At 36.9% G+C, this 20,334-nt stretch carries 19 protein-coding genes and 1 riboswitch; of the genes, 14 read left to right on the plus strand and 5 right to left on the minus strand.

All coding sequences use genetic code 11. The features are described from left to right. Nucleotides 1-12 precede the first annotated feature (12 nt). Entirely contained in the window at nucleotides 13-135 is a 123-nt protein-coding gene (cydS, locus tag ACMGGO_RS02115; RefSeq protein WP_004225690.1) for a cytochrome bd oxidase small subunit CydS, read from the plus strand. A 109-nt stretch (nucleotides 136-244) separates the two neighbouring features. Continuing rightward, nucleotides 245-1,612, plus strand: coding sequence for a 23S rRNA (uracil(1939)-C(5))-methyltransferase RlmD (rlmD, locus tag ACMGGO_RS02120; RefSeq protein ID WP_103119110.1), 1,368 nt, complete (start codon nucleotides 245-247; stop codon nucleotides 1,610-1,612). Between the two features lie 221 nt (nucleotides 1,613-1,833). Here the strand turns inward: rlmD and ACMGGO_RS02125 are convergent, their stop codons facing one another. Then, entirely contained in the window at nucleotides 1,834-2,559 is a 726-nt protein-coding gene (locus ACMGGO_RS02125; RefSeq protein WP_066038209.1) for a FadR/GntR family transcriptional regulator, read from the minus strand. A gap of 226 nt (nucleotides 2,560-2,785) precedes the next feature. Between ACMGGO_RS02125 and ACMGGO_RS02130 the strand changes: the two genes are divergently transcribed. The 4 genes from ACMGGO_RS02130 (at nucleotide 2,786) to ACMGGO_RS02145 (ending at nucleotide 6,911) form a co-directional block, all read left to right on the plus strand. Then, nucleotides 2,786-4,171, plus strand: a complete 1,386-nt coding sequence (locus ACMGGO_RS02130; protein WP_420281547.1) for an FAD-binding oxidoreductase — start codon at nucleotides 2,786-2,788, stop codon at nucleotides 4,169-4,171. A gap of 11 nt (nucleotides 4,172-4,182) precedes the next feature. Next, on the plus strand, nucleotides 4,183-5,166 hold the full coding sequence (locus ACMGGO_RS02135) for a bile acid:sodium symporter family protein (RefSeq protein WP_420281548.1): 984 nt from the start codon (nucleotides 4,183-4,185) through the stop codon (nucleotides 5,164-5,166). 308 nt (nucleotides 5,167-5,474) lie between these two features. Next, the gene (locus ACMGGO_RS02140) at nucleotides 5,475-6,443 is read left to right on the plus strand and encodes a tRNA dihydrouridine synthase (RefSeq protein ID WP_420281549.1); all 969 of its coding nucleotides are present in this window, start codon (nucleotides 5,475-5,477) and stop codon (nucleotides 6,441-6,443) included. 312 nt (nucleotides 6,444-6,755) lie between these two features. Beyond that, the gene (locus ACMGGO_RS02145; RefSeq protein ID WP_257962123.1) at nucleotides 6,756-6,911 is read left to right on the plus strand and encodes a hypothetical protein; all 156 of its coding nucleotides are present in this window, start codon (nucleotides 6,756-6,758) and stop codon (nucleotides 6,909-6,911) included. 320 nt (nucleotides 6,912-7,231) lie between these two features. Here ACMGGO_RS02145 and ACMGGO_RS02150 read toward each other — a convergent pair whose 3' ends face one another. Beyond that, nucleotides 7,232-7,552, minus strand: a complete 321-nt coding sequence (locus tag ACMGGO_RS02150) for a general stress protein (RefSeq protein WP_054548992.1) — start codon at nucleotides 7,550-7,552, stop codon at nucleotides 7,232-7,234. Nucleotides 7,553-7,845: 293 nt separating this feature from the next. Here ACMGGO_RS02150 and ACMGGO_RS02155 point away from each other — a divergent pair, with 293 nt between their 5' ends. Continuing rightward, complete coding sequence (locus ACMGGO_RS02155) at nucleotides 7,846-9,183, plus strand: trypsin-like peptidase domain-containing protein (protein ID WP_420281550.1); 1,338 nt, start codon at nucleotides 7,846-7,848, stop codon at nucleotides 9,181-9,183. 302 nt (nucleotides 9,184-9,485) lie between these two features. Then, complete coding sequence (locus ACMGGO_RS02160; protein ID WP_420281551.1) at nucleotides 9,486-10,682, plus strand: MFS transporter; 1,197 nt, start codon at nucleotides 9,486-9,488, stop codon at nucleotides 10,680-10,682. Nucleotides 10,683-10,752: 70 nt separating this feature from the next. Here ACMGGO_RS02160 and ACMGGO_RS02165 read toward each other — a convergent pair whose 3' ends face one another. After that, nucleotides 10,753-10,956 carry an alpha/beta-type small acid-soluble spore protein gene (locus ACMGGO_RS02165; RefSeq protein WP_004225662.1) on the minus strand — a complete coding sequence of 68 codons (204 nt, stop codon included), beginning with the start codon at nucleotides 10,954-10,956 and terminating at the stop codon, nucleotides 10,753-10,755. 184 nt (nucleotides 10,957-11,140) lie between these two features. Between ACMGGO_RS02165 and ACMGGO_RS02170 the strand changes: the two genes are divergently transcribed. The 6 genes from ACMGGO_RS02170 to ACMGGO_RS02195 all read left to right on the plus strand — a co-directional run bounded on the left by ACMGGO_RS02170 (nucleotide 11,141) and on the right by ACMGGO_RS02195 (nucleotide 17,182). Next, nucleotides 11,141-11,635 (plus strand): DUF1456 family protein, encoded by a 495-nt coding sequence (locus tag ACMGGO_RS02170; RefSeq protein WP_103118849.1) that lies wholly within the window; start codon nucleotides 11,141-11,143, stop codon nucleotides 11,633-11,635. Nucleotides 11,636-11,776: 141 nt separating this feature from the next. After that, nucleotides 11,777-11,971, plus strand: coding sequence for a hypothetical protein (locus ACMGGO_RS02175; protein ID WP_004225659.1), 195 nt, complete (start codon nucleotides 11,777-11,779; stop codon nucleotides 11,969-11,971). A gap of 202 nt (nucleotides 11,972-12,173) precedes the next feature. Next, a riboswitch (cyclic di-GMP riboswitch) is annotated at nucleotides 12,174-12,259 on the plus strand. Nucleotides 12,260-12,364: 105 nt separating this feature from the next. Then, a complete protein-coding gene (locus tag ACMGGO_RS02180; protein ID WP_328025614.1) occupies nucleotides 12,365-14,116 on the plus strand; it encodes a HAMP domain-containing methyl-accepting chemotaxis protein in 1,752 nt (583 codons plus the stop codon). Further along, nucleotides 14,106-14,858: an SDR family NAD(P)-dependent oxidoreductase gene (locus tag ACMGGO_RS02185; RefSeq protein WP_009374257.1), complete on the plus strand. Its 753-nt coding sequence runs from the start codon at nucleotides 14,106-14,108 to the stop codon at nucleotides 14,856-14,858. Before ACMGGO_RS02180 ends, ACMGGO_RS02185 begins: the two co-directional genes overlap by 11 nt. Nucleotides 14,859-14,879: 21 nt before the next feature. Then, a complete protein-coding gene (locus ACMGGO_RS02190) occupies nucleotides 14,880-16,370 on the plus strand; it encodes a sodium:solute symporter family protein (protein ID WP_048394850.1) in 1,491 nt (496 codons plus the stop codon). Nucleotides 16,371-16,507: 137 nt separating this feature from the next. Next, the gene (locus tag ACMGGO_RS02195) at nucleotides 16,508-17,182 is read left to right on the plus strand and encodes a hypothetical protein (RefSeq protein WP_054548995.1); all 675 of its coding nucleotides are present in this window, start codon (nucleotides 16,508-16,510) and stop codon (nucleotides 17,180-17,182) included. Nucleotides 17,183-17,238: 56 nt separating this feature from the next. On the opposite strand, the gene ACMGGO_RS02200 is transcribed toward ACMGGO_RS02195, so the two are convergent. Both ACMGGO_RS02200 and ACMGGO_RS02205 read right to left on the minus strand, forming a co-directional pair. After that, on the minus strand, nucleotides 17,239-18,933 hold the full coding sequence (locus tag ACMGGO_RS02200; RefSeq protein WP_048394846.1) for a methyl-accepting chemotaxis protein: 1,695 nt from the start codon (nucleotides 18,931-18,933) through the stop codon (nucleotides 17,239-17,241). A 262-nt stretch (nucleotides 18,934-19,195) separates the two neighbouring features. Continuing rightward, a complete protein-coding gene (locus tag ACMGGO_RS02205) occupies nucleotides 19,196-20,191 on the minus strand; it encodes a M23 family metallopeptidase (protein ID WP_259951018.1) in 996 nt (331 codons plus the stop codon). Nucleotides 20,192-20,334 lie beyond the last annotated feature (143 nt).

Consider the following 20,334-nt stretch of genomic DNA (forward strand, 5'->3'; position numbering starts at 1 on the left):
AGGAAAGCACATATGCAAAGTTTTTTAATTTTTTATGCACCTTTTATTGTCGTCATTCTTGGGATCTTGTGTGCATTTTGGTGGGCACCAAGGGATTATCATATTACAAAAGAGCAGGAAAAGAGTCGCGAATAGCGACTCTTTTTTCAAGTTAATTAGCAGAGACGCGCAACAGCCAAGTCTTGTTCTTTTTTCATTCGCCAACACATGCTACAATAAGGAGATTGAAATGGAGGATGTACGAATGTCAGCACCCGTGAAAAAAAATGAACGACTTTCAGTTTATATAGAAGATCTAACGCATGATGGCAATGGTGTCGCAAAGGTTGAAGGATATCCACTATTCATACAAGGCGCACTGCCAAACGAAACGGCCGAAATCCATGTGTTAAAAACATTAAAAAACTATGGCTTTGCAAAGGTAATAGATATTATCAAGCCATCTCCAGACCGTGTTGAAGCTCCATGTGATTACTTCAAGCAGTGTGGCGGCTGTCAATTACAGCATTTATCCTATGAGGGGCAGCTAAAATGGAAAGAAAATATGGTGCGCAATGTGATGCAGCGGATTGGTAAAATTCATGCACCTGTTCACCCAGTAAAAGGTATGAAAGAACCTTGGCACTACCGTAATAAAGCACAAATTCCTTTCTCTGAAAATGAAGCTGGACAAGCGATTGCAGGCTTTTATAAAACAAAAACGCATAGCATTGTGGATATGGATCGCTGTTTAATTCAAACAGGAGAAGCAGATGCTATTCTTGCAGGCTTGAAAAAGGAATTAGCAACGTTAGGTGTTCGCTCTTACAATGAGCATACACATGAAGGCATGTTGCGTCATGTTGTTATCCGTAAAGCACGAGCAACAGGAGAAGTCATGGTTGTCCTTGTAACGAAAAAGAAAAAGTTCCCACAAAAAGAGGCAGCTATTGCAGTAATCCAAAAGCTAGTGCCAAACGTTACATCAATTATGCAAAATGTGAATAGTGAGAAAACCAATGTTATTTTTGGTGATGACACAATCAACCTTTGGGGTAAAGACGTTATTATTGATACTATCGGTAATGTACGTTTTGAAATCTCTGCTCGTTCTTTCTATCAAGTCAACCCAGAGCAAACAGAGGTCCTCTACAAGCAAGCACTAGATTATGCTGACTTACAGGGAGATGAACGTGTCATTGATGCGTATTGTGGAATTGGTACGATTTCTTTATTCCTTGCTCAAAAAGCAAAGACTGTCATGGGCGTGGAAATTGTCCCACAAGCGATTGAAGATGCCAAACGCAACGCAGTGCTTAATGGTTTTACAAATACTTATTTTGAGGCAGGCCCAGCAGAGGAAGTTATCCCAAGATGGTATAAAGAAGGCAAGGAAGCAGACGTACTAGTAGTTGATCCACCGCGCAAAGGCTGCGATGAAGCATTGCTAACTACTATTCTAGAGCAACGACCAAAACGAGTGGTCTACGTATCCTGTAACCCAGCCACACTAGCACGCGATCTTCGCATTTTAGAGGATGGCGGCTATCAAACGCAGGAAATCCAGCCAGTGGATATGTTCCCGCACTCCACACATTGTGAAGCCGTGGCATGGCTTAAGTTAAATGTGTAACACATTACTAAACTCATCTATACAATATAAAAATTACCGTTTTAGGACGGAATTTAGTTAAAATCAATAAAAACTCGGATTCGATCAAATACGAATCCGAGTTTTTTTCGATGTAATTTCTTCCATCTGTAACATTCACTAATTGAGCCAATTCCCACTGACAAAAACCATTCAGAACATCCCATCACTTATAAACTATATATAATTGTGTATCTCTAGTTTTAATTGTTTTTTTCTCCAATATGACTTAAAAGAGACTCTGTTAATTCTCGTCTTATTTGCGTGATATGGTTTTCCATGAGTTGCTTAGCTTGGTTCGCATCTCCAGAGGCGATGGCTAAGTAAATTTTTTTATGTTCATCGATAGTCTCTTGCGTTCGTTCTGGATCTTCCAAGCGTTGTCTGCGGGTAGCTCGGATTGTGTCTTGCATATGCTCACTAAGGGTTTGGAACAGTTGTAAAAATATAGAGTTATGTGAAGCGAGTACAATATTATGATGGAAACTTAGGTCTGCTTGAATTCCTAATTCTACATCATTTTTACCTTGATCCATCATGTCTAATGCTTGGCTAATTCGCTCTAAGTCTACAGAAGTAGCTCGTCGTGAAGCTAAAAAGGCACACTCTACTTCAAGTGCTTGGCGAAGCTCCAACATTTCATAAATTAATTTTTTTTCAGTATTAATAATTGTAGAGGAGAGTTCTTCACCTAAAGTATGGGACTCTGCTGTTTTAATAAAGCTACCACTGCCTTGTTTAATTTCAATAAATCCCTTTATTTCAAGCTTTCGAAGTGCCTCTCTTACCGATGTTCGACTGACATTAAAACGACTCGCTAATTCTCTTTCTGTCGGGAGTTTATCCCCAGGCTGTAATTCACCATTTAAAAAATATTCCTTTATTTGATCAACAATTACTTGATACGCTTTTTTCTTTGGTTGAGGCATTACCTATCTCACCACCTTAAATACATAGTACTATAAACGCTTTAATCATACAGAAATACAGCATGTTTATCAATTTAAGAAAAAAATTAATAGTTGATATTTTCTGAATATTTAGTACAATGTAAAAAGGTTGGACCAATTTTAAGAATGTAGAAAATTGGTATGACATATAAAATTATTAATTAAATCATCCAAATACTATGAGAGCAAAAGGGGAAGGAAAAAAATGATTACTACAAATGAAGAATTAGTGATGGCCCTACGAAGTGTTCTTCCAGAAATTGAAATGACAATCAATCAAACGATTTTAGAACAGCATAGCAGTGATGAATCCTATCATAGTGCCTGTCTACCCGATATTGTGGTATTTCCGACAAAGACAGAAGAAGTCAGTAAGATAATGAACATAGCAAATCAATACAAAGTACCAATAGTACCATTTGGAAGAGGAACAAGCTTAGAAGGACATGTGATTCCTTATAATCATGGGATAACAATTGATTTTTCACTCATGAACAAAATAGTAGAAGTTAGAGAGAAGGACTTTCTTGTGAAAGTTCAACCAGGGGTGACACGTTCTCAATTGAATAAAGAGTTGAAGAAATATGGATTATTTTTCTCCGTAGACCCAGGAGCAGATGCGACAATTGGAGGAATGGCCGCAACAAATGCTAGTGGTACAACATCTGTTAAATATGGAACTATGCGCGATCAAGTTCGAGATTTAGAGGTTGTTCTGTCAGATGGAACAGTGATTCATACAGGGAATTTAGCAGAGAAATCTTCATCGGGCTATCATTTAAACGGTCTATTTGTTGGGTCAGAGGGAACACTTGGTTGTTTTACTGAGTTGACGTTAAGAGTTTATGGTATTCCTGAATGTGTCATGGCTGCTAGAGCGTCCTTCGAAACAGTGAATGATGCTGTGGAAGGAGTTGTGAGTATTCTACAAGCGGCAATTCCCATTGCAAGAGTTGAACTTGTAGATGAACCTTCAATGAAACAAGTGAACTTGTATAGTCAAACAGCTTATGAGGAACAACCAACCTTATTTTTGGAATTTGAGGGAAATGAGGCTGGCTTAAGGCAGGATGTAGAATTTATGAAAGAGATTGTAGCGGCTCATAATTGCAAAAATATTGAGTTTGAGATGGATAATGCAGCCCGAAATCAACTATGGGAAGCTCGCCATAATTTAGCTTACGCCTATGTCCATGGACATCCAGGAAAAAAACTAATGGTAACCGATGTTTGCTTACCGATATCCGAGTTAGCAGGTGCTATTGAACATGCAAGAGAAGCACTTGATATGTTAGCGCTTACAGGTGGGGTTGTTGGACATGTTGGTGATGGAAATTTCCATGTACTATTAATGATTGATATGAATGATCCAAAGGAAATAAAGAAAGCTGATGAATTAAATGAGTTGATTGTGATGTATGCACTAGAACGAGGAGGAACTTGCACAGGAGAACATGGTGTGGGCATTGGTAAGCAGAAATATCAAGAAAAAGAACACGGTAAAGCACTTCTAGTGATGGAAAAGATTAAACAAGCACTTGACCCTGACACACTTTTCAATCCGAATAAAATATTGAAAATAAAAATATAGGGAGTGGAAATATGAAGATTTTAGAAACGATTAGTACAATTGCTGGTAAATACTTTGCTATATGGGTTATTTGTATTGCTGTTATTGCCTTTATAGCTCCAGAACCCTTTTTAATATTTGGGGGGTATATCACGATTTTGCTAGGCATTGTTATGTTTGGCATGGGTCTGACGCTAAAAGCAGTAGACTTTAAATTGGTTATCACGAATCCAGTACCAGTCATTATCGGTGTATGTGCTCAATATGTTATCATGCCACTTTCCGCTTTTTTAATTGCTTATATAATGAACTTGCCAGCAGAATTAGCTGCAGGGCTAGTCCTTCTTGGATCTGTACCAGGTGGAACTGCTTCAAACGTCATGGTGTATTTAGCTAAAGGAAATGTACCTTTGTCCATCACAATGACATCCTTTTCGACATTATTAGCTCCAATTGCCACACCATTCATCCTGTTATTGCTTGCAGGTAAATGGATGCCAGTTGATCCCATAGCGATGTTTACTTCAATTATTCAAGTAATTATTATCCCTATTATCCTAGGGATTATTATCAGAAGAGTTGTTCCTCAAATCGTAGAAAAAAGTATTAATGTGATTCCTCTTATTTCAGTAGTTGCTATTATGATTATTGTATCTGCTGTTGTTGCTGGTAATGTCGATTCCATCGCTTCGGCAGGCTCCATTATTTTTGCAGCTGTAGTGCTTCATAACGCATTCGGATTGTTATTTGGTTATATAACAGCTCGTGTATTAGGCCTCGATGAAAGCAATCGAAGAGCTATTTCAATTGAAGTTGGAATGCAGAACTCTGGTCTGGGTGTAGCGTTAGCCACTGCCCACTTCGGTCCCTTAGCGGCCCTACCTAGTGTACTTGGGGCTGTTTGGCATAATATTTCTGGTCCGATTCTCGCTACCTATTGGTCGAAAAAACCAGAGAAACCAGAGGTACAGTATAATAAACAGATGCAAGAAGATAACGGCAGAACTCAAATATAGAAAGTAAATATTTGATTCAACCCGATAGTAGTGCAGTCATATTATCTATTTTGTTTAAATCCACCTCACAAATGGATCCATTCGAAAAAATATAGAAATGAAAATTAGGTATAATAAAAGTAGATGAGGTAGAAACAATCTATACCATCTACTTTTTTGTTTGTTAAAATACCATTTAGGACTGATTTTCGTTAAAATAAACATTGTTGATTTTTACATTAGCTAATGAGATAAATGTAACATTTGACTTTATAATTTTTAACTGAGAGCATGGAGTTTTATCCATAGTGAGAGGATTTGGAATTAACATGATAGATAATTTTTGGCGTGATTTACCACGACCATTTTTTGTATTGGCACCGATGGAGGATGTGACAGATGTTGTGTTTCGTCACGTTGTGAGTAAAGCTGGTCGACCAGATGTGTTTTTTACTGAGTTTACAAATTCGGATAGCTACTGTCATCCAGAGGGAAAGAAAAGTGTGCACGGTCGTTTGCTCTTTACAGAAGATGAGCAGCCAATGGTGGCGCATATTTGGGGAGATAATCCCGAATATTTCCGTGAAATGAGTATTGGGATGGCAGAGCTAGGTTTTAAAGGCATTGATATTAACATGGGCTGCCCTGTACCGAATGTAGCATCAAGAGGGAAGGGGAGTGGCCTTATTCTCCGACCAGAAGTGGCGGCAGAATTAATTCAAGCAGCAAAAGCGGGCGGACTGCCTGTTAGCGTGAAAACACGACTTGGCTACAAGGATGTAAATGAGTGGGAGGATTGGCTAACGCATATATTAAAGCAGGATATTGCGAACCTTTCGATTCATCTACGAACAAGAAAGGAAATGAGCCTAGTAGATGCGCATTGGGAGCTTATTCCGGAAATCAAAAAACTACGTGACCGTATTGCACCTAATACGCTACTGACGATCAATGGAGATATTCCTGACCGTCAAACGGGACTCCAACTAGCTGAACAATACGGGATTGATGGCGTGATGATTGGACGAGGTATTTTTAAAAATCCTTTTGCTTTTGAAAAAGAGCCAAAAGAGCATAGCAGTAAAGAGTATCTTAATCTTTTAAGACTGCAGCTCGATCTTCAAGATCAATACGCGGAAGAACTACCACGTTCCATCACAGGACTTCATCGCTTCTTCAAAATTTATGTCAAAGGATTCAGAGGAGCTGGTGAATTAAGAAGTCAATTGATGAACACAAAATCAACGGATGAAGTACGTGTATTGCTAGACAACTTTGAATCAAACAATATTGAATGACAATGAAATGATGAACCCACCAATAAAGTCAAGTAAATAACAGTAGAAATAGGAGCAAAGTTTTGAGGATGAGATTTCCCTTTCTTTGCTCCTTTCAATTTATCGCTATTGATGTTTTAGCTTCAGATGCTAGGGGGAGGGTTCTTGTTTTTATGTTCTTCTGTTTAAATGTAGTTTTTATCTAGTAATATGAATCCTCACAATTGATTTATCCTTATTTTTACAAATTCCTTTTAGTGGTATTAATATATATTGAAACTAAATGGTTAAAATAGTCGTATAAGGTATTATAGATTAGAGGAGGTCGGAAAAATGGATTATACTAAAATCTATAATAAGGAACTGATTGCCTTAGTAAAAGAGAAAATAAAGTCCGTCGGTGAAATTAAAGCGGTGAAGTTTGTGAGAGAACAAACAGATATGTCCTTAATACAGGCAAAAAAATTTGTCGATTTTTGTAAAGAATAGACGTAAAAATTAGAGTCATTAAACTGTAGCTCTAATTTTTTATGAATTTATCTTCAATAGTCATTGAACTACTAAATAAGAAATATATGAGAAAACGCTATTATTAATAAAAATTAGTTATTCAACAAACGGGCGATTTTTCATAATAAGGAAAAGTGTCATTCTTTATGAATAGGACCATATTGCTAAAGAAGACTCTTTAATGAAGAAGAAGAAAATTTCCTCGAGCAGATCATTGACAATAGTTGAAAGGCTATCTTGAATACAGAGACGAAGGTGTAAAATGAAACAAACCCGGGATTGGATTCCCGGGTTTGTTTTTACTTATTGGCAATTATGACCAATTTACCTGTATCCAGTTCCTTTTCGAATTGAGCAGCTTCCGATTCACTTAATCCGACAGAAGCTAACTTGTTGCGGAGTTCATCTCCACGGGAATTCACCAGGTTCTTCAGAGAAGTCAGGAACCCTTGCTCGCTAATACCAGCTTCTTCAGTCCCGAGTGCTTCGTTAATATCATCTTCACGTTCTTCATAGTGCGCAAAGATGTAAATGTTATCTCGAAGATATCCTTGCGCTTCTAATTTCTCCACTTCTTGTTTCGCCTGTACTACGTTTTCTACTGTCAATTTGACTGTCATTATTGATCCCTCCTATATATGTTCACATTCAATCTATTCCACTAAATTGAATGGATAAAACATCTTTTTAGTTTTTAATTATGTTAGAGTGGCATTAACAACTAATGGAATACTAATGAACAACTAGAAAACATTGGGAGTTGTTATTCTAAATCTTTATTCCAAAGCTACGTCCAATTCTTTATAGAGTCGGGCTTTTTTGTTTGCAATCAATAGAGGATTTAGAGAAACATCAGAGAATTGTATATAAGTACCATTATATGTAATGAAGAGCTTATAGGAGTTGTATGAAGATGATTGTGACAACTAGACCGTTAAAAATTAAATACAATAAATCAGCAAATACTTTTCAGGAGTTTATGCAAATTAATCACAACAAACATTCTCTTACGAAGGAAGTTGTTTTTCTACGATATATCGGTATACCTGATTCTGTAGATTTTTATAAAGATGAGATTCTAAAAATGGAGGACTATTTCTCCAAGCAAAGCATTTTTTATTTACGACTGCATAAGCTTGAGGTCATTCGTAATAAGGAAGATGTAGATAGATTGTCGGAAAGTTGGAGAATGTGGCAGACTGCTGCTGAAAACCCGCAATTACTGGATAAGCTATCTTTGTGCAGTAAATTAGCGAGTGATCAGCTTGAATGGACAAAAAAGCTAAGCTTTAAACAGATGATTCAACTATTTAAAGAAAATCAGCCTTATCCTAATGAAACGTTGTTAAAAAATTTTGCCGTTAAATTTTTGTATTGGATGGATTATTATTTACCACAAATTTTTTCGGGGGAAAATTCAACGTCCCCCAAAATTGTTTTTATAGGTGACATTACGCAGCATGAATTACTATTTTTATATTTCTTATCGTCACTGGGGTGCGATATTTGTTACATGAATCCCAAAGGAGATATTGCCAATTTGTACCCTATAATAGAAGCGTCATCTACCTTACATATGTGTCGTCATTTCTATGAAAAAGAAATAACATTGCCTATTAAAAGTACTTCAAGACAATTGAACATTCCTGCTCAAAAAACGAATGCGACAGAGGAGTGGAGCTATGAGCAATTAGCCTCCTTAGCCACATCTGTTGTGATGATTAAGACCTTCGGGGAGGATGACAAGGTTTTATGCTATGGCTCTGGTGTCATTCTCCACCAAGATGGATATATTTTAACAAACCTGCATGTTGTAGGTGGTGGAAAATATTATTCTGTGCTCTATGAAAATGATACCAACGAGTATATTACCCATCAATTTGTGAAATATCATGATATGCATGATTTGGCTATTTTGAAGGTAGACAGAATAAGCCATCCTTTACCTGTAAAAGTGGATGGACAATTAGTTCGAGGGCAAAAAATTGTGGCGATTGGCAGTCCGTTAGGATTGTTTAACTCAGTTTCTGATGGGATTGTTTCGGGTTTTCGTGATATTCGGCAAATGTCTATGATTCAATTTACAGCCGCTATATCAAATGGCAGTTCAGGTGGTGCTTTATTGGATATGCATGGGCGATTGGTTGGTCTGATTACAGCAGGCTTCGATGATGGTCAAAACCTTAATTTGGCTGTACCTGCCAATCTAATTTATCAGTTTGCTCAAAACTTTATAGAAATACCGTGTTGAATTTCCACTATTCGACCATTGCTTTTTCTTCCGTAATCTTATAGAATGTAGAACGGTATAAATGAACGATATATAAATCCTTTAATACGGTCCAGAGAGGCTGAAAAGGGCTATGTGATATTTTTAAGCTAATATCTTTGCTTTGTCATGCCCTTTTGTCCTCTGTGACGGAAGGGCTTTTATTATTGTTCCGTACTCCTCTTTTAAAGGAAGTCCCGTGAGGCTTCAAAAGAGAATGGACAAGACAGCTATAATCCATTCACTAAAAGAGATCGACAACTAGAAAATGGAGGCTAAAAAGAATGGATTATCGTAAAAAAACCGTGGTTGCTTCAGTGGCAGGGCTAACGCTAGAAGGAATGGACATTATGTTTATTTCCTTTGCTATGACAATGATTATTGCAGAATTTAATATTGATCTTGCAACAGGTGGATTGATTTCATCTATCACGAATATTGGGATGCTACTGGGTGGTATTATTTTCGGTGTATTAGCAGATAAATATGGTCGAGTAAAAGTGTTTACGTATACGATTATTTTGTTTGCCATCGGAACGGCCTTAACAGGAGTAGCAACAAGTATTGAACAAGTTTATGTTTATAGATTTATCGCTGGTTTAGGTGCTGGCGGAGAATATGGTATTGGGATGGCGCTTGTGGCGGAGGCTTGGCCAAAGAATAAACAAGGCAGAGCATCCTCTTATGTCAGTGTAGGTGCACAATATGGAGTAATTTTAGCCGCTTTATTAAGTGCTATTATTTTACCAACTTTAGGGTGGCGTGCATTATTCTTTGTAGGATTACTACCAGTTATTTTTGCCTTTATCGTACGTAAAAATATTGATGAATCACCAGAATGGTTAGCAGCGCAGAAACAACAAAATAATAAGCAAGAGAACGGGAATTTAGCACAATTATTTGCTTCACCTCGTATCACCATGACAACACTCTCCCTAATTCTAATGGCAACTGTTCAAATTGCAGGCTATAATGGTCTAATGATTTGGCTACCTTCGATGTTACAGAAATCGCAAGGTTTATCGGTTTCAAGCTCAGCATTGTGGACAATTAGTACCGCAGTTGGCATGATCATTGGAATGCTGACGTTTGGTAGATTTATGGATCGTTTTGGTGCAAAGCGAACATTCGGGATCTTTTTAGTAGCCTCTGCATGTGCTGTATTCTTTTACTCGTTTGCAACAGGTGCAGTAGCGATATTAGTAGGCGGTGCGGTTGTAGGATTCTTCTCTAATGGAATGTTTGCAGGGTATGGTGCATTAATTAGTAGCTTTTATCCAGTACAAATTCGCAGTACAGCAACAAACACCATTTTTAACTTTGGACGAGCTATAGGTGGGTTTTCACCAATCTTTGTAGGCTTTATTTTACAAAGCTACGATATGACTGTCGTGATGATTTACTTAGCAGCACTGTATTGTATTTCCTTTATCGTTATGCTAACGCTTAAGAGCTCAGGGAAGGAATTGCAAACAGCATAATTTTATAGAGCACGAAAGAACGAATTCCAATTATGTAAATGGGATTCGTTCTTTTCTTATTAGTATTTAATTATAATAAACCTTTTGAACGTTTTTCAGCGATTTCAACAAGGCGTTTTGTAATCTCTCCTCCAACGGAACCATTTGCGCGAGAAGATGCTTCTGGCCCAAGCTGAACGCCAAATTCTTGTGCAATTTCATATTTCATTTGATTGACAGCCTCATGTACTCCAGGTACTAGAAGTTTATTTGAACTGCGGTTATTGTTAGCCATTGTTCTCACCTCCTTGACCTTAGAATGGTTGCGATTAAATTTTTCATACATTTAAAAAGTAGGAAATGCACACGCTATTTGCTAACAACAACAACTTGTGGAAAGCTAGCAATAATCAGCAAACTCTCTGTTATAATTAAGCCTGGCTCTTTACTATATAAGGTTAATTAAAGGAGGAAATATAATGACAAATAATGATATCTTAATTCGTTTACGCTATGCGTTCGATATAAAAAATGTAGATATGGTAGAAATTTTTAAACTTGGTGGCATGGATTATACAAAGGAAGAAGTATTAAATATGCTGATTAAGATTAATGATGAGGAAGAAGCGCCAGAGGAATACATCAAATGTAATAATAAAATGTTAGAGGCATTTTTAAATGGATTAATTACTTTTAAACGCGGGCCTCAGAAACCAAGAGAAGGACAGGCTGTTGGACCTTTACCTGTGTCAGGTAAAGAAAGCCCAAATAATATGCTGCTAAAGAAAGTAAAAATTGCTTTAGCTTTAACAACTGAGGAGATGCTTGAGATTTTATATGACGGCGGCATTAAAGTTACAAAAGGTGAATTAGGTGCTATTTTAAGAAATCCAAGTCATCGTAATTATAAAGAGTGTGGCGATTCATTCGTACGAAATTTTTTAAGGGGCCTAACATATAAATATAGAGCATAATGCACAATGGATATCAATCATAAAGTGCCATTTTTTTCTTTAAAACTCGTTGACAATTTGTGACGAAATTGTGTACAATAAAATTATCACAAAATGTTCACAAAAAAGATGAAAAATGTTCACAGACAAAGGGGTGCTTGTATGATTTATTTTGACATCTTATTAGTAGCTATTGCATGTATTACAATGCCTTTTATTGTTGCAGTTATGTTAGATATTTTTTATGCGGAACGAAAAAAAGTACGCTTTTCATTACGTCGTACTTCCGTATGGTATATCGCTATGTTTGCGTTATCCTTTATACCTTCCGTATTACTTGTCACACAAAACGTATAATTTATTCAAACACTTAGGGGTAAGTGAATTGAAAGTGGACAGCTACAACGCTAATTGAGGTTGTAGCTGTTTTATTTTGTTCAATAGATGAATCATAATTAAGTAATTTATATAATTATTAATGAAGGAACAGCTAGTATAAAATATGTATGTTTTAAGTAGAGAGCATTGACTACTTTTACCTACTGTGTTAATTTTGGTAGGGAAATATAGGCAAATTTACTGAAAAGTAAAGACGCAAAGCTACAGGTCTAAGGCAATAAATGCTATGGCGGCTGGGTTGCAAAAGAGTGCTAGTTGTATCATTCTCATTCTAGTTTTTGTTCTTTTATGCCTATTTCTTTTGAAATAGGCATTTTTTTGCAAGTAAAGTTCAAAGGAGGAAAAGGGGAAATGAAGTTGTTAAAAAACACATCATTAAAAAATAAGCTTTTACTAACAGTCTCTATCGTTGTATTACTGCTTATCGCTATTATTACGACGCAAAGTATTAGTGAATTGAATAATCGGATGAATGTGGATTTGGAGCAAGAATTAAAAAGTGTTGGTTTATTAACAGCTATGAACTTAGACAGTGATGAAGTAAAAGATTTGCTGTCCGAAAAAGGGGAAACAAACGCAAAGTTTACAAAGATCCAAAAGCAACTTGATATGATTCAGGACCAGCAAGGTATTATGAGCTGGAGTTATATTTGGGATGTCAAGGATGAGGGTGGCGTCAATCCAATTGGCTATACCTCTAATCTAAATGAAGTATATGAAGCCGGTGAAATTTTTACTGATTTAGCGGATGAACATGTAGAAACAGCAAAATTAGCTATTGAAAATAATAGTACAGAGGTAACTGATATATTCGAGGATCCTTTTGGTTCTTGGAGAACGGTTTTTAGTCCTATTAAAGATGATAATGGCCAACTGATTGCCCTATTAGGGATTGATTACTCCGCTGATTATATCAATACGATTATTAAAACAAGTGTGATTAAGCAAATTGTCATTGCCATTATCGGCATTTTAATTTTATTAGTTTTAGTTTACATAATTATAGATCGACTATTAAAGCCACTGAAAAAAGTAGTGAACGTTGCCAATCAAGTGGCAAATGGTGAATTAATAGATGTGGATTTAGAGACATCGAAGGATGAAATTGGTAAATTATCTGAATCCATTCGTACAATGGTGGCTAATTTGCAACATATTATTTTAAACATACGCAATACATCCAATCACGTTTCTTCAGCAGCCAATCAATTAACGGTACATGCTGGTGAAACTTATAACAGCTCAACAAATATTGCACTAGACATGAATCAAATTACACAAAATGCTGAGGCCTCGATGACCATGACAGAGGAAACAGCTGCTGCTATGGAAGAAACTGCAACAGGTATTCAGCAAATTGCTGATTCTGCAAATGTAGCTGCGGAATCCTCTATTTCAGCATCACAGGCTTCTGAACGAGGCAATGAAGTTGTACAACAAGTTATTGCTCAAATGGAGTTAATTAATGATTCTGTTGAACAAATAGGGACAACCATTAATGGACTACATGTTAATACTAAAAAAATAAGTGAAATTGTTAGCTTAATTACTGCTATAGCTGATCAAACAAATCTATTAGCTTTAAATGCTGCGATCGAAGCGGCACGAGCAGGTGAACACGGTAAAGGCTTTGCCGTTGTTGCGGATGAAGTGAGACGCTTAGCTGAACAATCCTCTCAATCAGCAACAGAAATTTACAATTTAATTAGTTCTATTCAGTCTGATTCAAACGCTTCTATCACAGTTATGGAGAGAGGCAAAGAGGATGTTAAGGTAGGGATGGCATTTACCAATGAAGTAGGCGAAATCTTTAAAGAAATTCTTACTTCCTCAGAAGAAGTAGCTAGCCAAATACGTGAAATTTCAGCAGCTTCACAACAAATTTCTGCATCCTCAGAAGAAGTGGCGGCATCTGTTAATAATATTAAACAATCTGCAGAGCAGTCAGCAGAGTTCTCTTCAAATGTCTCGAATTCTACACAAGAGCAATTATCTACCATGCAGGAAGTAAAGGATGCCTCTTCATCACTGGGCAAAACAGCAGAAGAGCTGCAAGGTCTAGTGGCAAAATTCAAATTGGAGAATGATCATAATGGACATTAATTTTACAGGAAAAAATGTTTTAATTACAGGCTCTAGTAAAGGAATCGGTAAAGCAATTGCTTTAGGCTTTGCGCAACATGGAGCCAATATTTTAATTAATTATATTGGGGATGAGCAAGAGGCAGAAGCTGTACGTGCAGAAGCAGAAAAGTTGGGTGTGAAAGCTTTAATATTCCACGCAGATGTTTCTAACTCTCAAGAAGTACAAGCGATGCATCAATTTATGGACGAGCATCTCGGGAATCTTGATATTCTTGTAAATAACGCTGGATTTGCACAGGGTTCCAGCATTACAGATTTAACGGATGAGCAGTGGGATCGTATGATTAAAGTTCATTTATATGGCTGTTTCTATAATTGCCGTGAAGCAGCAAAAAGAATGAAGGAACGTAATACAGGAAAAATCATCAATATTTCATCTGATATTGGTAGCTTGGGTTGTGAAGAATTCACGCATTATTCAGCTGCAAAGGGTGCTATTAATGCTTTTACAAAGGCTTTAGCAAGAGAATTAGCACCTTCTATACTTGTCAATGCAGTTGCTCCTAGTGGAACATTTACGGACATTCTACAAGAGTTTGGCGATAACTATGTGGAGGAAGAATCCGCAAAATATCCATTAAAACGTTTAGCACAACCAGAAGAAATTGCGAAAAGTGTATTATTTTTAGCCTCTAATCATGCTGACTTCTATACAGGTCAAATTTTAACGCCAAATGGTGGGGTCGTAATGAACGGTTAATGGAAAACGAAGGAGTAAATAATGTTAAATATTATTATCTTTTGCTTATACTTATTATTTATCTATTATATTGGCTATAAAGGCTATAAGCGTGTCAACACAGCCGAGGATTTAATTGTTGCTGGCTGGAGCATGCCTTTATCCGTTGTCACGGGTAGTTTAGTCGCTGCATTATTAGCAGCTCCCTTCTTTTTTGCAGCGGTAGGCTCTGGCTATACAAGTGGTGGCTTTGAAGGTTCGGCAACAATGGGTGGTTTAGGGACTTGTATGATTCTTGGAGCACTCATTTGGACAAAGCCATTGCGACGTTTAAAGGGCTGGACATTAGCAGATTACTACGGTTTACGCTATGGCAGTAAAAAGCTAGGAGCCTATACAGGGGTTGTTATGGCAATTGCTTTTGGAGTTTTTAATGCAGCGGCGTTAACAGTTGGTGGAACGTATATTATTCAGCAATTATTGCAAATTGATTTTATACCTGCGGCGCTTCTATTTGTATCGCTAACGGCTATTTATTCAGTTATTGGTGGTTTATGGGCAGTAGCCTATACTGAAATCGTACAAGGTGCGCTTGCAGTGGCAGGTATTTTGGGTATTACCATTTTTATTTTGTTTTACTATCCAGACGTTACATTTAATCCCGAGTGGTGGAATATCAGTACATTATTTGAGAAGGCAGGAGCAGAATTCTGGACTTTGTATCTTGTACTAGCACTTGGAGATATCCCTGCAGTTGACCTTGGGCAGAGGGTAGCTGCTGCAAAAAGTCCACGGGTGGCACAACGAAGCATGATTATTGCTGGTATTATTGTCATTGCAATTAGCTGGATTCCAGGGATGCTAGGGGAAGCCTTTAAGTCTATTTATCCTGAAAGCACAAACCCAGAAACATTGATGCTTACCTTTGCACAAGGTTATTTTCCTCCTTTATTAGCAGCTATTTTCTTAACAGCCATGGCAGCCATGGGGATGTCTACAGTAGCTGCATGTTATGTAGCGACTTCAGGGATTGTCACAAAGAATATTTATTTAGATTTTATTAATCACAATCCTGATCCTAAGAAGCTATTAAGATTTTCGCGATCTATTATTCTAGCTAGTGCTTTATTAGGTTTAGTGCTAGCTGTAAGCTTCCAAAAAGTAATTGATTTAGCTTATTTAGCTTGGGATATTATATTCGTAACAATATTCTGGCCAATCGTTTTAGGACCATTTTGGAAACGTGTCAGTACACCAGCAGTTTGGGCAAGTATTTCCGTTGGCTTAGTTTATTACATTGTGACATCACTAACATTCGTACCTAGTCTGACAATCCAATCAGAAGGCTTCATAGGTCTATTAAATGAATTATGGCAGGCTCCTGTATTTTCAGGTGTTGTTATAACTGGTATCACAATTGTCGTGGTGAGCATACTCGTTCCGCCATCTGAGCATGTTCTTGAGATGCATAAAATAGAAAAAGATAAAACATTAGACGACGTAAGTAGTAAAGAAGAGCTAATTGGTCGTTAAAAGCAAAAGCACGGATTCATTGTAAAGTTCAATGAATTCGTGTTTTTTATTAGAATGAAACGATAGAATCAAGAATACTATTGCTAGTACATCATCTGAATTTTTCTAGTGATTATCTTGATAAAGGCGGGAATTGGATGAAAAATATTTTCTTCATTTTATTAGGGATTGTCTATCTTTATCTAGCAAATGCCATTGAATTAGTCATTATTAAGCAACTATTTTTTTTAATCGGGCTGGCTTTAGTCGGTCTAGGGAGTATCCGTTATTTAAAAGAGCGTTATATTGCCATACAAACTTTGACAGCCATGACGGAAGCTAGTGAGGAGGAGATAATGGCTATTCCTCATACACAATGTACAGTTTCCAATGATGCTTTAAATGCTTTACTGTTAAATGAACAGACAAACATGCTTATTTTCGCCCGAAGAGAAGCTTTAGACGAAGAACTAAAAATTATAGAGGTTCCATTTAACAGAATATATGAGGTTGCCATCATGGAAGATGAAGTATTTACGGTTAGAACAAAGAATCATCTAATGAGTGGTTCCTTACTTGCTGAAGCAGATGAAATAGAAGAAGAGGAGGTAGAAGAAGATACAATTTCACAGCTATCGCTAAAGTTAGTAGTAGATCATTTATCAGAGCCTATTCAAGAATATATGTTCATGGATAATAGTGAAGATCCAATATCAAAAGAGGAGGACGACTATAAAGAAGCCATAGAGCTTTGTGAGAAATGGTTTCAAAAGATAAGTGTTATTATTAAACGTCATGAACTGGAACGAGTGCCAATAAGTCATTGGCAATAAGAGAGAAGGCTATCTCAAAATAGAAAAATTTGAGATAGCCTTTGTTGTTTAGATGATTAAATTTTAAATTGCTGTAGCTGCGTATTTAACTCTTCGGCCATTCCAGCAAGCTGATTTGCACTTCTAGCGATTTCATCCATTGTAGCGGCGGTTTCCTCAACAGTTGCTGTTGTTTGCTCAACGCCAGCAGCGGATTCCTGTGAAATGGAGGCCATATCATCAATAGAAGCATTAATGGTTTCCGAATTTTGAGCAAGCTGATTTAAATTCGTTGTAATCGTTGAAATATTAACTATCATATCCCCAACAGCATCAGAAATTTTTTCAAATGTTTCATTAGTTTCATCGAGCTGTGTGGTTCCTCTTTTTACTTCCTCATAGCCAGTCTGAAGGGCAGATGTTACATTGCCAGTTTCACCTTGAATACGCTGGACAATTGTTGCAATATCCGTGACAGAGAACTGTACTTGCTCAGCAAGCTTTCGGACTTCATCTGCCACAACAGCAAAGCCCTTGCCATGCTCACCTGCTCGTGCTGCTTCGATTGCTGCATTTAATGCAAGTAAATTTGTTTGGTTTGAAATATCATCGATAACTGACACTAGCTTGGATATTTCAGCAGACTGTTCATTTAAATTTTCTACCTTTTTCACAGAGTCTAATACAATTTCATTTATTGTAGCCATTTGTTTGGTAGATTGCACCATTAAACTTTTCCCTGAAACCGTTAATTTTTGAACATGACTAGAATGTTCGCTTAATTCAATGCCCTCTTGTGTAGTTTCATGAATGCTACGCTTAAATGCTGTCATTGTTTCTGCCAAATCACCTGTGGTAGATGCTTGTGTTTCTGTACCAGATGCCAGCTCTTGCATCGTTACTGTAATTTGCTCAGTACCTGCTTGTACCTCATTCGATGATTGAGCAAGTTCTTCACTACTAGCTGCTACTGTTTCAGAAACCGAGTAGATAGACTGGATCGTTTGTTTTAATTTTTCGTTCATGTCATTGGCTGCTACCATTAACGTTCCAATTTCATCTCGTGTTTTTACAGGCAAAGGCTCTAGTTGCAAATTTCCATCTGCTAATTCTTTCATCCGGTCGGCTACTACTGTAACAGGTTTAGAGATGGTACTGGCTGTGATAATGGCAATTAGAATACCAGCTATAGTTAGAATCAAGCTAAAGACGATACCAATTGTTCGATTCTCAGAGCTAGTTGATACAACATCATTACCGACATCTGTAATGGCTTTAGCGCGTTCATCTGCCAGTTTTTCGTAACCATATCGCACTTTCGTTACGAGTTCATGTGTATCCATTAAATTTTCTAAAGCTAATTCTTTATTGCCCTTTTGGTAGATATCAAATACCTCTGTATTGACAAGGGTACTCCAATCACGAGCGATTGCTACAAGTTGATCGCGTTCATCTGATTTTTCATATTTGTCTAGAATAGCGTTATTTTCCTCAGCCATTTTGCGATACTCATCAAATGATTCTTTGTATTTTTCGTCACCTGTCAACACATAATTTAACGCTGCAGATAGGCGGACACTCATAGAGAGTGCTAAATTTTTACTTGCATCTAAAACAACTAAATCTTCTTTCACTAAATCTTTTGCTTGTTTTTCCATATTTGTATTGGAATTGTAAGTGTAGGTTGTAAAGCTAACTACTAAAACTAACAAAAGAATAAATGCACTTAAAATTCGTGTTTTAAGTGTTTTAAACTTGATAATGCCTTTCATTTTCCCATCCCTTTACTATCTCATTGAGAAATTTTTTCAACACAAGTATTATTTTATAACTAATTATGCGTATTAATAAGCCTTTCGATAGAAATATTTAAAAATAGTTTTTTAGTACAATGATATAACTATTTTCCTTTTGTTTATAGTTAAATATATATAGATATCTAACGACTAATTTATATATTTATGTAGAATTTCCTAAGTAGAAAGAAAATACACCTGAAGCAAAATGCTTCAAGTGCCATAAGTAAAGGATTCTCTATTGTTTTTGACTTTTCGCCTTGCGCTCCCACTGTAGAAGGGAAGGATAAGGGTCAAAAGCCCATTCGGTTCTTCCATTAAATTTATAAATACCATAATGAAGATGTGGAGGGAATTTGCCAGATGTACCTTCTTTTCCATAGCCAGAGCTTCCAACATAGCCAAGAACAGTACCAGGTTTTACAATTGTACCTACTTCAATTTCCTTATGATAGCTACCGAGGTGGGCATAATAGTGGTAGGAATTATGATTGTCCCGAATACCAATACGCCAGCCACCAAATTGATTCCATCCTTTTACCTCCACTATTCCATAAGAGGTAGATAATACAGGCGTTCCATAGCTGGCAAAAATATCAGTTCCCTCATGAATACGGCGTCCACCCCAACCACGATTGGCGCCCCAAGTGCCCCTGTAACTGTAATCAGAGCGGATATTTAGCGGGAAGGTATGTGCATCAAGTTCTATAGTTTTAAAATGTCTGTACAATGTGGAGATGGTAAATATTTGATTGACTGCTTCTTCGCTTCCGTAATATTCCCATAATGCTAATTTAAAATCCTCATCTGTTGTTCCAAATTTCCCTAAATAACTAGCCATCGAAAAAATGACATCCTCATCATCCTTTGGACTAGCGATTCCATCATGATTACCGTCAAGGCCCATTCCTCCGAAATAGCTAATTGTCTCAGGAGAAGTGTCTTCCTTTACAGGATTTAATGCACCTGACCAGTATTCATCAGAAAATTGAATAGCCAAATAGCCTTCTCGTTTAGGGATGTCTTTACGAACTGATTGTAGGTTTCTTTCATATTGATCGATAGCAGCTAAAAAATGCCATGGAATGAGTAATTCATCGAATTGTACATAATAGGACATACGCTGCTGTAAAATTTCTTCTTCTGTAAGATCCTCCTTTGCAAAAGAGGCAGATGGGTACAGCATAATCCCTAAAAATAAAAATGTGAAAAGAAATATAAAATGGCGATGCAATGATGGACCTCCTTTCTAACGTTAGAATAACCGAAATTTTTATCTTCATTCAGTAAGGTTCTATGTATGAAAACAGTTGATATATCGGCAATTTTTTTGCCCCCAAAAATAGAAATAATAAGAAGAAACTTCATCAAAGAAAA

The organism is Lysinibacillus sp. BNK-21 (assembly GCF_048684915.1).
GTDB lineage: Bacteria > Bacillota > Bacilli > Bacillales_A > Planococcaceae > Lysinibacillus > Lysinibacillus capsici.